At 38.0% G+C, this 12,426-nt stretch carries 12 protein-coding genes and 1 pseudogene; 2 read left to right on the top strand and 11 right to left on the bottom strand.

Annotated elements, in window-relative coordinates:
* Positions 1-168: 168 nt before the first annotated feature.
* From ACIQZI_RS02060 to hmpA, 6 genes and pseudogenes are all read right to left on the bottom strand, one after another.
* Positions 169-1,350 (bottom strand): NAD(P)/FAD-dependent oxidoreductase, encoded by a 1,182-nt coding sequence (locus tag ACIQZI_RS02060; protein WP_403071992.1) that lies wholly within the window; start codon positions 1,348-1,350, stop codon positions 169-171.
* A 45-nt stretch (positions 1,351-1,395) separates the two neighbouring features.
* A complete protein-coding gene (locus ACIQZI_RS02055) occupies positions 1,396-1,836 on the bottom strand; it encodes a helical membrane plugin domain-containing protein (RefSeq protein ID WP_403068751.1) in 441 nt (146 codons plus the stop codon).
* Between the two features lie 717 nt (positions 1,837-2,553).
* Positions 2,554-3,303 (bottom strand): annotated as a pseudogene (locus ACIQZI_RS02050) (cation:dicarboxylate symporter family transporter); the annotation flags it as partial.
* Between the two features lie 146 nt (positions 3,304-3,449).
* Positions 3,450-4,436, bottom strand: coding sequence for a ketoacyl-ACP synthase III (locus ACIQZI_RS02045; protein WP_403068748.1), 987 nt, complete (start codon positions 4,434-4,436; stop codon positions 3,450-3,452).
* Positions 4,437-4,536: 100 nt separating this feature from the next.
* Entirely contained in the window at positions 4,537-4,881 is a 345-nt protein-coding gene (locus ACIQZI_RS02040) for a hypothetical protein (RefSeq protein WP_403068744.1), read from the bottom strand.
* Positions 4,882-5,037: 156 nt separating this feature from the next.
* Complete coding sequence (gene hmpA, locus ACIQZI_RS02035) at positions 5,038-6,255, bottom strand: NO-inducible flavohemoprotein (protein ID WP_403068736.1); 1,218 nt, start codon at positions 6,253-6,255, stop codon at positions 5,038-5,040.
* A 146-nt stretch (positions 6,256-6,401) separates the two neighbouring features.
* On the opposite strand from hmpA, the gene ACIQZI_RS02030 reads away from it, so the two are divergent.
* Complete coding sequence (locus tag ACIQZI_RS02030) at positions 6,402-6,575, top strand: YjfB family protein (protein WP_082191167.1); 174 nt, start codon at positions 6,402-6,404, stop codon at positions 6,573-6,575.
* Positions 6,576-6,648: 73 nt separating this feature from the next.
* Here the strand turns inward: ACIQZI_RS02030 and fhuF are convergent, their stop codons facing one another.
* Genes fhuF through ACIQZI_RS02010 form a run of 4 tightly spaced genes read right to left on the bottom strand, consistent with a single transcriptional unit; the run spans position 6,649 to position 10,322 of the window.
* Entirely contained in the window at positions 6,649-7,413 is a 765-nt protein-coding gene (gene fhuF / locus ACIQZI_RS02025) for a siderophore-iron reductase FhuF (RefSeq protein WP_403068732.1), read from the bottom strand.
* The gene (locus ACIQZI_RS02020; protein WP_403068729.1) at positions 7,403-8,227 is read right to left on the bottom strand and encodes an ABC transporter ATP-binding protein; all 825 of its coding nucleotides are present in this window, start codon (positions 8,225-8,227) and stop codon (positions 7,403-7,405) included. The genes fhuF and ACIQZI_RS02020 overlap by 11 nt, the downstream gene beginning before the upstream one ends.
* Positions 8,228-8,265: 38 nt before the next feature.
* Complete coding sequence (locus ACIQZI_RS02015; RefSeq protein ID WP_062176481.1) at positions 8,266-9,321, bottom strand: FecCD family ABC transporter permease; 1,056 nt, start codon at positions 9,319-9,321, stop codon at positions 8,266-8,268.
* Positions 9,318-10,322, bottom strand: a complete 1,005-nt coding sequence (locus ACIQZI_RS02010; RefSeq protein WP_062176478.1) for a FecCD family ABC transporter permease — start codon at positions 10,320-10,322, stop codon at positions 9,318-9,320. The genes ACIQZI_RS02015 and ACIQZI_RS02010 overlap by 4 nt, the downstream gene beginning before the upstream one ends.
* A 214-nt stretch (positions 10,323-10,536) precedes the next feature.
* On the opposite strand from ACIQZI_RS02010, the gene ACIQZI_RS02005 reads away from it, so the two are divergent.
* Positions 10,537-11,499, top strand: coding sequence for an ABC transporter substrate-binding protein (locus ACIQZI_RS02005; RefSeq protein ID WP_403071989.1), 963 nt, complete (start codon positions 10,537-10,539; stop codon positions 11,497-11,499).
* 303 nt (positions 11,500-11,802) lie between these two features.
* On the opposite strand, the gene ACIQZI_RS02000 is transcribed toward ACIQZI_RS02005, so the two are convergent.
* A complete protein-coding gene (locus ACIQZI_RS02000) occupies positions 11,803-12,423 on the bottom strand; it encodes a TetR/AcrR family transcriptional regulator (RefSeq protein ID WP_403068724.1) in 621 nt (206 codons plus the stop codon).
* Positions 12,424-12,426 lie beyond the last annotated feature (3 nt).

Here is a 12,426-nt window from a genome sequence, read left to right as displayed (position 1 = left end):
AATTACTCCAAATTCTTTAGAACTCCTCTATTTTTATGGAGCAATCAATGAAGATTTTTTCGAATTAAAGCAAAAATTCCATAATCGGTAAAATAATCCAAGTGTTGTTATAAAAAAACCCATTGCTACTTATTTCAATAAGCAACAACGGGTATTTTTACCGTTCAATTAGTAAGCTAAGCTATACAAAGCTTTAATATGTGCAAGGTAACGGATATTACTTGCTTCTTTCATTAGTGTAGCTGGAAGACCTTTAAGTGGAATATCGTTGCCACCGACTGTTGCAACACCATCTTTGCGGCCAAGGCTTGCAAGTGTACCAGAATTAATTGGTGCAAATTTTTCAAACGTTGCATCTTGTAAATATGCGAATAAGTTATATCCTACTAATTCACCCATTTGCCAAGCGTTTTGTGCAGTTGGTGCGTATGGACGACCACCTTCCTCAGGGAAGGCAACAGCACTGTCACCGACAACAAATACATCTGCGTGAGAAGATGATTGTAGATATTCATTAACTGTCGCACGGCCACGATCGACTGCAAGTCCAGACTGACCAACTAGTGGATTCCCTTGTACGCCGCCTGTCCAAACGAATGTATTCGCAATGATTTTTTGACCATCTTTCAAATCAATCTCATTACCAGCAACATTTGTTACAGGAAGACCTGTTAAGAATGTAACGCCACGCGCTTCTAAACTTGCAGTTGCACGTTCAATTAAATTTTCTGGTAGTACAGGCAAGATTTTCGGACCTGCTTCTACAAGCTTTAATTTAATTTCTTTCGGATCTACACCATGGCTTTTCGCAAGCTCAGGCATGATATCAGCAAGTTCGCCAACTAATTCAACACCAGTTAGCCCACCGCCACCAATTACAATGGTTGCATCTGCTTCATTTTTAGATTTTGCATACTCACGAATGCGGTCTTCAACATGTGCGTAAATTTTGTTCGCATCATTGGCTGATTTTAATACCATGCTGTTTTCTTCTAGTCCTGGGATACCGAAGTATGCCGTTACACTTCCTAAAGCGACAACTAGAGCATCATATGATAAAGTAGCACCATTTGATAATTTCACTTCTTTATTGTCTGCAGAAAATGATTCAACTTTTGCAATTTTAAGATCGATATCTTTGCCTTTTAGAAGTTTGTCCAATGGCATTGCAACCGCTTCTTCAGCAACATTATGTGCTGCTAGACGGTGTAATTCAGTGATAATTTGGTGTGTTGGGAACTGGTTTACAACAGTTACCTCTGCTTGTTCTTTACTTAGATATTTACGAACAGTTAAAGCAGTAAGTAGTCCGCCGTAACCTGCACCTAAGATAACAATATGTTTTGAAATTGACATCGTGTATCCTCCGCCCTTACGATTTATATGGATAATGAATTATTTTTTATTACGTTCTGCATTAATTTCAAGGAATGCATTTGCGAAACGGAAAAGATTCTGTGCTTGTGGATCTTTTAGCATTTTCAACAGTCCAAAGAGACCAACTACATCTTTGCTTTGGTCTGCACGGTCTTTTGCTTCAATGGCAGTTTGTGCAAGTGATTTCACTGAACCAGCTACAGGTCCTGCAATTTCTTTGATCGCTCCAACCGTATCATTTTTTAATATTTCGTCAGTAGCTACTAATTGAGCATAGTCATAAGACTTCGTCATAATATTGACAATTTCCGTTAATTTCGGAAGTTGCTCTACTAAGGCATTCAAGGATTCTTGAACCTCTGGTTTTAAAAGCTGATCAAGGATATCAAGTTGTTCTTGGCTAGCAGACAATTTTTGTGTTTCTTGTTCTGGCTTTGTTTTAGCGATTGTTTCTGACATATCCAATTCTCCTTTACGATAAGCAATTATGCTTTTAATTTTCGGGGCAAAAGGGACCCCATTTCCTGTGTTGACTCTCAAATCTATGTGGACCTGAGAAGTTCGTGAAACATAACACAAATACTAATATGGTTTAAGAATAGCATAACGCACCCGTAGTCGTCGATACGTATAAGACGACTAAATTACATCAGATTACTTGGCGAGCCTTACTACGACCACCAAAAAATGGATGACGAATAGATAAATTCGGGTAATAAATAATACTTCTAAGCTTACCATTTCCAGTAAACTTTAAAAAATACCTTTAATAAAACCATTAAAATGTTAAAGGTTTTAATTTTAAAATCACCTAATTAAAACAATAAACTTTGGCTAAAAAATTTTGTCTTTAGCTTACCTTCCCATTTGAGGGACGCACTTATATTATAATCTATTTGTTGAAATGTTTCATTAAAAATAAAATGAAACTTATTTCAGTGAAAGTTTTTTTTCATTACATACAGTTATTTAGGTTCATTTAACTGTCGCTAAACCTTAAAGTTTTTTAGTTTTTTAATAAATCGATGCGACTCGTGTAGTTTGCCACTGAGTAGTAAAACTTATGAATTCGAAGAACTAAAGCTGTAGGAAGTGAAGATATTACAGCCTGTTAAACCGTGGTACAGTTATTTATCTAAAAACAAAGGGCAGCCCCTAAGATATCCAAATTCTACATTAAATAGCTGCTTTCGTTTGTTTCATTTTCCCAGTTTTTTTCGGACTGAATTTGTCAACAATCATCGTAATAGCACCATCACCTGTCACATTTGTAGCGGTTCCTAAACTGTCTTGTGCCAAGTATAAAGCAATCATTAACGTGATCATCGTTTGATCGAACCCAAGCATCGTTTCCAACACTCCCAACGCTGCTATCACAGCACCACCCGGTACACCTGGAGCTGCAACACCCAGCATGAGAATAAAGGGAATATACATGGCAATGGTAGGCGTTGTACCATTCAGAAGCATAACACCTACAGAACAGCTGACAAGTGTAATCATGCTTCCTGACAAATGAACCGTTGCTAATAATGGCACAGTAAAATCAGCAATTCTGCTTTGAACACCTGTTTTCTTTACTTGTCCAAGCGTAACTGGGATAGTTGCCGCAGAAGATTGCGTTCCAACAGCTGTAAAATAAGCAGGTGCCATGATTTTCAACAATGTAAACGGATTTTTCTTATGAAGCAAACCGCCAACAGTATATTGAAGAATAAGCATGACGATATGCAGCACAATAATCATTACAAATACTTTTGCAAACACGGAAAGAATCGATTGAACTTGTCCGCCATATGTCATGTTCGCAAAGATTCCGAAAATGTGACAAGGTAAGATTGGAATAATCGCTGTTTTAATTAATTTTTCAACAATTTGTTGAAAATCGTCAAATGCAAGCTGCAGTGTATTACCTTTAATGTAAGCTGTGATTTTTTGTAGAAGAGTTCATAATTTTTAAATTTGCATTTCGGATCGTAAATCTCGATTCTGGGTCGTAAAGGATCGAATGGATTAATACCCATACAAAAATAAACCACCTAATGAAATTAGATGATCTCTTTTTCAACAAATTAATATTTAAATAACATAGCAACTAATTGATAGCCTGAACCAATTGTCCAGAACACTACATAGTCGCCTCGTTTAATCCGTCCAGTTTCAATCCCTTCATGCAAAGCGATAAAAGGGCTGCTTGTGCCGGTATATCCAAATCGATCGCCTATATAGGTAACTTGGCTGTCAGCAATCTGTAACCGCTTCTTGATTTTCAAAATATTCACCAAGGCAAATTGTGAGAAGCAATAGGCGGTAATGTCACGGGTGGTAAGCTGATTTCTCTCTAACAGGATATGCAGCATTTCATACGTTGGAGGCATGGCCATACTTCCATCAAACGGGAGCCATTGAATGTATTTATCATCACCAGTTCCACGCAAGGTATGCGATAATCCTTTAGGTGGATACATAATTTTTTCCCGGTTTACTGAATCAGTAAAGTAAATCGCATCTTGGAATCCACAATCTTCATCTGTTTTTTCCAAAATTACGCAAGCGGCAGCATCTCCATAATTAGCATATGTAATTTCATCTTCTGGATTACTTATCAATGTATTATAATCAGATCCGACAATTAAAGCTGTTTTTACATGAGGATTAGCCTGCATATATCGACTTGCTTGTTCCACCGCTACTGTCATGCCCGCACAATTCGCATTCGAGTCCAAAACGATCGTATTCTTACCAGCTTGAATTGCATCATGCAGTAAAAGGGCATTTGTTGGGAAAGTCGTTTCCGGAACCTGTGTACTAAATACAATAAGATCGATATCCTCACCAGAAAAGTTAGCTTTTTGTAGAGCTCTTTTTGCTGCTTCCACTCCCATTGTAAAGCCATTTTCCTTCTCATTAGTAATCACATAGCGAGATTCTCTCCCCATAACTTCTAAAAATCGTTCAATATTTTTTCCTTTTTCCTTGAAATGCTTAATATACACATCATTGCTAATCGAATTCTCAGGATGATAAATAGCTACTTGTTTAATCGCAATGTTCATCATATTACTATAGTCCCCTCATAAGCCGAATTGAAATTCTTAGAAAAAGAGGTTGTCCCAAACAAGGATCAGGCCCTTGTTAAGACAACCTCCACATTTTTTATTATACGTTAACAACTTCCGCGTTGGTAAGCCCTGTCTTTCGAGCTAATCGAGATAATTGCATTTTCAGAATCGTATTCTCTTTAATAGTGAAAATGACTTTTTCAAACCCCGACTCTTTGTACATTCTATAGGAATTTTCCAAACTAGGAACCATTTCCTGTGTCAACAAATCCATTGTTGTGCAATCAATGATTAATTGGTATGATGACGCGTCAATCGATGCAACTATTTTTTGATAGTCTTTGACAAAATTTTGGACATCTATAGGGGTAAACGAACCTCCCACAAACATATCGACAACCTTTTTACCCGCATTCACTTTAATACTGTATTTCTCAGCCATATGATGTTTAACTCCTTTAGTATATAGTACCCTCTATTTATCGGCTGAAGGTTCGTGTTATTAATAGCTATTTTTTCAAAATAGTTCCTTATACACTTGTGAAAATAAAAAAAGAGCGCCTTAAAGGCAACTCAGAAATTGACAATCTTACGATAATTATTCGTCTAACATAGCGATTGGACTAAATACCTCGAAATGAATCTGTTCTTTTGGTATTTCCAATTGGTTTAGTGCTTGATTTATAACTTGCATAAAAGGAATCGGCCCGCAAAAGTAAAAATCCGCTTTTTTTGATGGAAGGTTTGCTTGCAATACGTTCATATCTACAAAGCCTTCTTTATCGAAATGACCCGACGTTCGATCGTCTTCAGTTGGTGAAGAATAACATATCACTGATTTAAGATTCGAATGCTCTTTCACTAATTGAGAGACATGATCTTTAAAGGCATGTGTTTGACTGTTGACAGTTGCGTGAATAAACGTCACTTCACGTTGCGGCTGTTCTTCCATGATCGTATTTAACATACTTAGCATGGGTGTAATGCCGATTCCACCACTGATTAGGACAACTGGTCGTTCGTTGTTCTGTAGGACGAAATCACCTGCAGGCGCTGATGCGAGTAAAGTGTCTCCCGCTTTCACTTTCTCATGTAAATAAGTAGAGACAATTCCAGCTGGAGCGTCGGTATGAGCATCTTCGCGTTTCACACTAATGCGGTAATACTCCTTTCCAGGTGCCAAAGAAAGGCTGTAATGGCGAATATGGCTATATTTCTCCCCCGGTATTTCCGCTTTAATTGTTAGATATTGCCCTGCAGAGTATGAAGCAATCTTTTCTCCATCTTTGGGTTTTAAATAAAAAGAAGTAACCGTTTCACTTTCTTCTGCTTTTTTATCGACATAAAAGGTTCGGTATCCTTCCCAGCCGCCAGCTTGTTTTTCAGTTTCTTCATAAAGATTTTTTTCAATTTCAATAAAGGCATCGGCAATATATCCATATGCCTTTCCCCATGCCTCAATGATCTCATCTGTAGCAACATCACCTAGAACATCTTTGACTGCTTGAAGCAATGTTTCACCGACAATCGGATATTGTTCAGCCTTAACTCCAATCGCTCGATGCTTCTGTGTAATCCTTTCGATAACCGGTTTTAGCGCATCAAGATTCGTAATATGCTCACCAGCAGCATACACTGCATATCCTAAAGCTTCCTGTTGGATACCTCTTTTTTGATTCGTTTGATTAAAGATGTTATATAAATCGGGAGCTTTTGAAAATAGGAGTTCGTAAAATTTCTTCCCAATTTGTTGACTATGTTCTTTCAAAACAGGTGCAGTAGATTGAACAATTTGTATCGATTTTTCATCTAGCATGTTCCATCAGCCTTTCATGGTTAAATTTATAAATTAGTATAAAATTTAACATATCCAATTGAATTCATTATTAACCATAAATGCTGCACTAATATTTATATTGTTCCAAATTAACCGATATACGTTTTATAGGAGGTGTATCATAAATGGATATCGCTGCTTTATCAATCGGAATGAGCCAAGCTTCTCTCAGTCAAAATGTCGGCATTGCTTTAACTAAGAAAGTGATGGACTCTTCTCAACAAAATGCTGTTCAAATGATTGAAATGCTTCAAGTTCCCCACCCAAATCTAGGTCATTCTATTGATCTAAAAGGCTGAAGGGCAAAAAAATGCATCCAAGTCTGGATGCATTTTTCATATAGGTTAGGTCCGTCCCAATTATTCGATCTCTTTAATTACCTGATTTACAAACATGAGGGCATGTCTGACAACGCTGTTTGTTTGTCGTTAAATAGGACAGGCAACAAGTCTTCCTTGGCCGAACTTCTTTCCCAAATTCTTCAATATATATGCGTTCATTATAATATCTTGTTAACGGATTTTTGAGATCTTCCCCGAATAAATCACCCGAAGCCTGAAAAACAAGGAATTGGAAGTCTTCCTTGGCACGATTTTTGATCGCTTCCTCCGTACTTTCTTCCACTAATACGGTTTCATAAAGCCAGTAAATATACACGGCTATATTCTCCCATAGTATTAGCTTGGACACTTTTGTAGTCCGTGCAAGGCAATCGATTAAAGGAAGTAAATGTTCTTTAAATAAAGATTCAAGACAATTCTTTCTCCAGTTGTCTCTATCTTCTTTAAAGGTTTCTGTCTTCAAATTTGCCAAGCGAAAACTCGGGAGCCACAATGTTGCGTTATCATCTGTTTCCATCGATACATTTTCGTATGAGATTGACAGCTTTACATTCCACGCTGACATGGCATAAAGATAAATAACCGGCAAAAATGCATATCTTTTTACGAAAAGAGAAGCCGTCACTTTATCATTTGGAGCCTGTATGCGGCTGCCAACAATTTTCAAATATTTCTGTAAAGACGACTCATGGAACAGGTCTTTTATTTGAACGGAAAGTGGTGAATCAGTTTTACTCGTCGTCAGGCGCAGCTTACTTAGCTTATTAATCTGTAAATCCGAGAGTTCACGAGCCAATCATCGTTCCTGCCTTTTTTAAAATACAACGGCCTTTTCCATATGGGATACATAATGGCGTTCCCAAAAGCGGATCCGTAATAATCTCACAGTCCATACCGAACACATTCTTTACTAAGCTGCAATTAATGACAATCTCCGGTTTACCTTGCGCATATATTTTCTGATCCTTTATCGCGACAATATTATCCGCATACCGACAAGCTAAATTTAAATCATGTAGTACCATGACAATCGTTCGCTGTTCTGTTTCATTTAACTCAAAAAGCAAATCGAGAATCTCAATTTGATGGGTCATATCAAGATATGTAGTTGGTTCATCAAGAAGCACAATATCAGTATCTTGGGCTAAAGTCATCGCGATCCATGCTCGTTGACGTTGCCCTCCTGAAAGAGAATCAACAGGCCGGTCTTTTAACTCTTCTATCCCAGTTGCTTTTAGAGCATTGGTTACTTGTTTTTCGTCTTCTTCTGTCCATTGCTTTAACCATGTTTGATAAGGATACCTACCTTGCTTAACTAATTGAAGAACGGTAAGACCTTCTGGTGCAACAGGTGTCTGAGGAAGAATAGCCATTTGTTTGGCCACGTCCTTCGTAGACATTCTGGAAATTGCTTTTCCTTCCAACAAAACGGCTCCAGATTTTGGTTTTAACAATCGGGCAATTGATCGAAGAAGCGTTGATTTTCCACAGCCGTTTCCACCGATAAAAACCGTAATTTCACCTTTTGGGATTTCCAGATCTAATTCATCGATGATAATGCTATCCCCATATGAAAGGGTTAAATTTTGAGTTTCAATCGTTTGCACCATTCAAGTCCGCTCCTTTTTTAAAAAATGAGTACCGTGTATTAAGTATTACGCGTTTTAAACAATAAATAGATAAAGTAAGGTGCTCCGATTCCAGCTGTGAAAACACCTGCTGGAATTTCAAGAGGAGAAAATAATGTTCTGCCAATTAGATCAGCTAGCATGACTAATATCCCGCCGATAAATGCCGAAACAGGTAATAGTGCTCCAAAAGCAGAACCTACTAGCCTTCTTGCCATATGCGGAGCCATTAATCCTACAAAGCCAATGCCCCCAGCAAAGGCTACAGAACTTCCGATTAGCGCCGTACTAATCAATAACAACAAAAAACGGTGTCTTTGCACACGGCCTCCAACACCTGTTGCCGTTTCATCGCCAAGTTCTAGAACATTTATATTCCTTGCCATGACAAAGGCAATAAGCAGAAAAATAACGGTCCATGGAACTAATGTCGCTACGTTCGCCCAATTTGAGCCATACACGGTCCCTGTAATCCAAATGTTTGCTTGACTAGCTCGATAAATAGGTCCTAATATCATCATTAATGTTGTTAACGCCTGCATAAGAGCTGAAAGTCCAATACCAATTAATACGAGCCTGATCGGTGATACACCATTTTTCCAGGCGAGAAAATAAACGAGTAGCGCAATAATTCCAGCACCAGCAAACGCAGCTAAAGGCATCCATTTTATACTTACTGTTAATGCATTATTTTGATCGCTAAAAAAGGCTAAAAAACCTACTACTGCAACTGCTGCTCCCCCAGTAATCCCAAGAACATCTGGGGATGCTAGAGGATTTCGAATCATTCCCTGAAGAATTCCCCCAGCAACTGCTAGAGACATTCCTACCATCAATGCCACAATAATTCTTGGTAGACGAAAGTCCTGTACAACAAGCTTCTCCATATCTGTGCCACCGCCAAAAAGCACCTGCAAAACAGTCAGTGGGCTTATTTTCATTTCACCTAGCCCTGTGCTCCATAAGAAAATGACAGCAGATAATAACAGCAATATTGTTAAAACAACGGTTGCCCTTTTATCTAATAGAAAAGAAACTTTACCTTTCAATATCCGAAAACTTCTATATTCACTCATCGGGCATTAAACCCCTTTCTTACAATGTAGATAAAGAATGGAGTTCCAATAATGGCGGTCATCACTCCAACGGGAACCTCTTGTGGCATGATGATATACCTTGCCAATATATCCGCTGTAAGTAAAAGGATTCCACCTAGAATTCCAGAGAAAGGGATCACCCACCGATGATCAATACCGATAATCGATCTAGCTACATGTGGAATAACAATACCAATAAACCCAACTGGTCCGGCAATGGCTACTGAACCACCTGCTAAAAAAATGATTATAATAGCAGCACATATCTTTAAGAAGCCAGTGTTTAAACCTAGTCCTTTTGCTACATCTTCTCCCATCGACAAGACATTCAACTTTGATGCAATGATGATCGACCCTAGCCAACCAATCACTAAATATGGAAGTACAGTAGTTAGAACCGTCATTTTTCTTCCTTCAACAGATCCTGCTAACCAAAATAAAACTTGTTCAAAGGCAGCCTCATTGATGACAAGAAATCCTTGAGTAAACGAAGCAAACATGGCAGTCATAGCAGCCCCTGCTAAGGTTAGCTTCATTGGTGTAAGCCCTTCTCTACCAACGGAACCAATGGCATATACACCAACGGCGGCTATAGCAGCCCCTAAAAAGGAAATCCAGGTGAATGCTTGAAGATTTCCGACTGAGAAAAAAGTTACGGCAAGCACAACAGCAAATCCTGCTCCTGCATTCACGCCGAAAGTACCGGGTGAAGCGAGAGGGTTTTTCGTAAGAGTTTGCATAAGTGCACCAGCGATTGCTAAACTGCTGCCAACTGCTGCAGCGATTAAAGATCGAGGCAATCTCACCGTTTCGATTACAATGTGTTCGTTTGAGCCATTATTATTTCGGAAGGCATCCAATACCATTTTCCAAGTTGTATCCGTGTATCCGTAGACAATGCTTGCACACATTAAAAAAATTAATAAAACAATAGCAATTAACAAGCCAAATAATCTTTGGCTATTATCCTTTAGTAACATAATAAATAACCTTCCAAACACATAATTTTAAATAAGTAATTTCAAGTCTATTGTATAATATTTTCATTGTCAACGATTTTGAAAATCATTATCAATTAGTCATTGACATGTCCTCAAAAACGTTTTAGTATAACGTTATAAATGAAAATGATTATCATTATGGAGGCGTCACAAATTGAAATCTGTTAAATTCTTATTTACCATCATTTCTATCATGACCATTTTCTTATTGGCTGCATGTGGAAATAGTACGGATGAACAAGCTGAAAAACCAAAAGATGAAGGCACTAAAACGGAAGACACTAGCTATACAATTGAACATGCAATGGGATCAACTACTTTAGATCAAACACCTAAAAAAGTAGTCGTTCTTTCAAATGAAGGGACTGAAGCTCTTCTTGCATTAGGAGTAACACCTGTGGGTGCTGTTCAATCTTGGACAGGAGATCCATGGTATGACCATATTACAGATGATATGCAAGGTGTTGAAGTAGTAGGTACTGAAAGTGAAGTAAATTTAGAGAAGATTGCATCGTTAAAACCTGATTTAATTATCGGAACCAAAATACGTCAAGAAGCTATATACGATCAATTAAGCGCAATCGCTCCGACGGTATTTTCCGAGACATTAAGAGGCGATTGGAAAGAAAACTTCTCATTATATGCAAAAGCTTTGAACCTTGAAGAAAAAGGGAACGAAGTATTAAGCCAATTTGATGCACACGTAGACGATGTAAAACAAAAACTTGGTGATCAAGTCAATCAAGAAGTATCCGTTGTTCGTTTTATGGCCGGAAAATCTCGTATTTATTATACGGATTCATTTTCTGGTGTAATTTTCAATCAATTAGGATTTAAACGAACTCAACCTCAAGCAGAGCTGTTCGCTGCTGATAACAAGCTTGGTAATCTTGCCATAGAGGTAGGAAAAGAAGTCATTCCTAAAATGGATGGAGATGTTCTCTTCTACTTCACTTATGCGCCAAACGGTGATCAAGCAGCACTCGATACAGCTAAAGAATGGACCAATGATCCACTTTGGAAAAACTTAAATGCTGTAAAAACTGGAAATGTTCACGAAGTCAGTGACGCTGTTTGGAATACAGCAGGTGGTGTTCTAGCTGCTAACTTAATGCTAGATGATATCGCGGATATTTTCCTAAAAGAGACAAAATAAGAGCTGCGAACACCCTCTTAAAATAGAAGTTCCAAAAAGAACCGGGCAAAAATTGTCCGGTTCTTTTTGGTCTATATGGTTATGCCTAAAAAAGCGATTTTACAAGAGTAGGGTCGATAGGCGAATAATATAATGGTCTAGTTAAAATCCATTGAGCATTTTACTACTATGTACGTTATATAGAGTGCAAGAGGTCACACCCTTTTGGACACCCACCATTGAACATGTAGAACTGTCTAGATTCAGGCTTCCCTGATTTTTTCTAATATAGCACGCCTGCACAATAGTACGAGGAGGTAAATCTCATTCATTCCCTAAACCATTCCAATAAAAATCAACAATCTGTTTTGTCATTTCATCTATTGATGGAAAAATAGGCTGTTGATCAGCGTCTTTATAATTTCCCACTGTTAGCAAAGCTACAAAAGAATGGGCTCCTAATTGTGGATGACTCTTTGGAATTTCTCCATTTTCCATCGCATTTATTAATGCTTGCTCAAGCACTTCATACATTTTATCTTCTGCTCCCTTCATTTGTTGTAATTGTTCACTTGAAAGGGAAGTTGTTGCTTCTTTCATAAATCCATTTAGATCAATATCTACTGTTGCTTGCAAATGTGCCTTGGCAAATTCAAATAATCGCTCTTTTAGTGGTTTGTCCGCAGAAAGTATATCAAAAATGCGTTTCCTAATTCGAATCATCATTTGGACCATCGCATCTGTAAAGAGATCAGCTTTCGTTTTATAATAGTAATACACGGTTGCTTTGGTAACTCCACATTTTTTTGCAACATCATCCATAGTAATTACCTGATAGCCTTGTTCAAGAAACAATTGAGTAGCTACGTCTAATATTACGTTTTTTGTAGGCTTCCCTTTAAGATCTTGACGTGGTCTTCCAAGTGGTCGATGTTCCCGTTGCATATC

Source organism: Peribacillus sp. NPDC096379 (assembly GCF_044762875.1).
Taxonomy (GTDB): domain Bacteria; phylum Bacillota; class Bacilli; order Bacillales; family DSM-1321; genus Peribacillus.
The sequence above is the reverse complement of the archived record's forward strand: the minus strand, read 5'-3'. Positions and strand labels throughout refer to the sequence as shown.

Bases quoted from the DNA above. Each gene is read 5' to 3' on its own strand.
- ACIQZI_RS02020 (WP_403068729.1), bottom strand. From the start codon at position 8,227: ATGGTGCAAACGATTGAAACTCAAAATTTAACCCTTTCATATGGGGAT.
- ACIQZI_RS02045 (WP_403068748.1), bottom strand. From the start codon at position 4,436: ATGATGAACATTGCGATTAAACAAGTAGCTATTTATCATCCTGAGAAT.
- ACIQZI_RS02010 (WP_062176478.1), bottom strand. From the start codon at position 10,322: ATGTTACTAAAGGATAATAGCCAAAGATTATTTGGCTTGTTAATTGCT.
- ACIQZI_RS02040 (WP_403068744.1), bottom strand. From the start codon at position 4,881: ATGGCTGAGAAATACAGTATTAAAGTGAATGCGGGTAAAAAGGTTGTC.
- ACIQZI_RS02030 (WP_082191167.1), top strand. From the start codon at position 6,402: ATGGATATCGCTGCTTTATCAATCGGAATGAGCCAAGCTTCTCTCAGT.
- ACIQZI_RS02000 (WP_403068724.1), bottom strand. From the start codon at position 12,423: ATGCAACGGGAACATCGACCACTTGGAAGACCACGTCAAGATCTTAAA.
- ACIQZI_RS02015 (WP_062176481.1), bottom strand. From the start codon at position 9,321: ATGAGTGAATATAGAAGTTTTCGGATATTGAAAGGTAAAGTTTCTTTT.
- ACIQZI_RS02055 (WP_403068751.1), bottom strand. From the start codon at position 1,836: ATGTCAGAAACAATCGCTAAAACAAAGCCAGAACAAGAAACACAAAAA.
- ACIQZI_RS02005 (WP_403071989.1), top strand. From the start codon at position 10,537: ATGACCATTTTCTTATTGGCTGCATGTGGAAATAGTACGGATGAACAA.
- hmpA (WP_403068736.1), bottom strand. From the start codon at position 6,255: ATGCTAGATGAAAAATCGATACAAATTGTTCAATCTACTGCACCTGTT.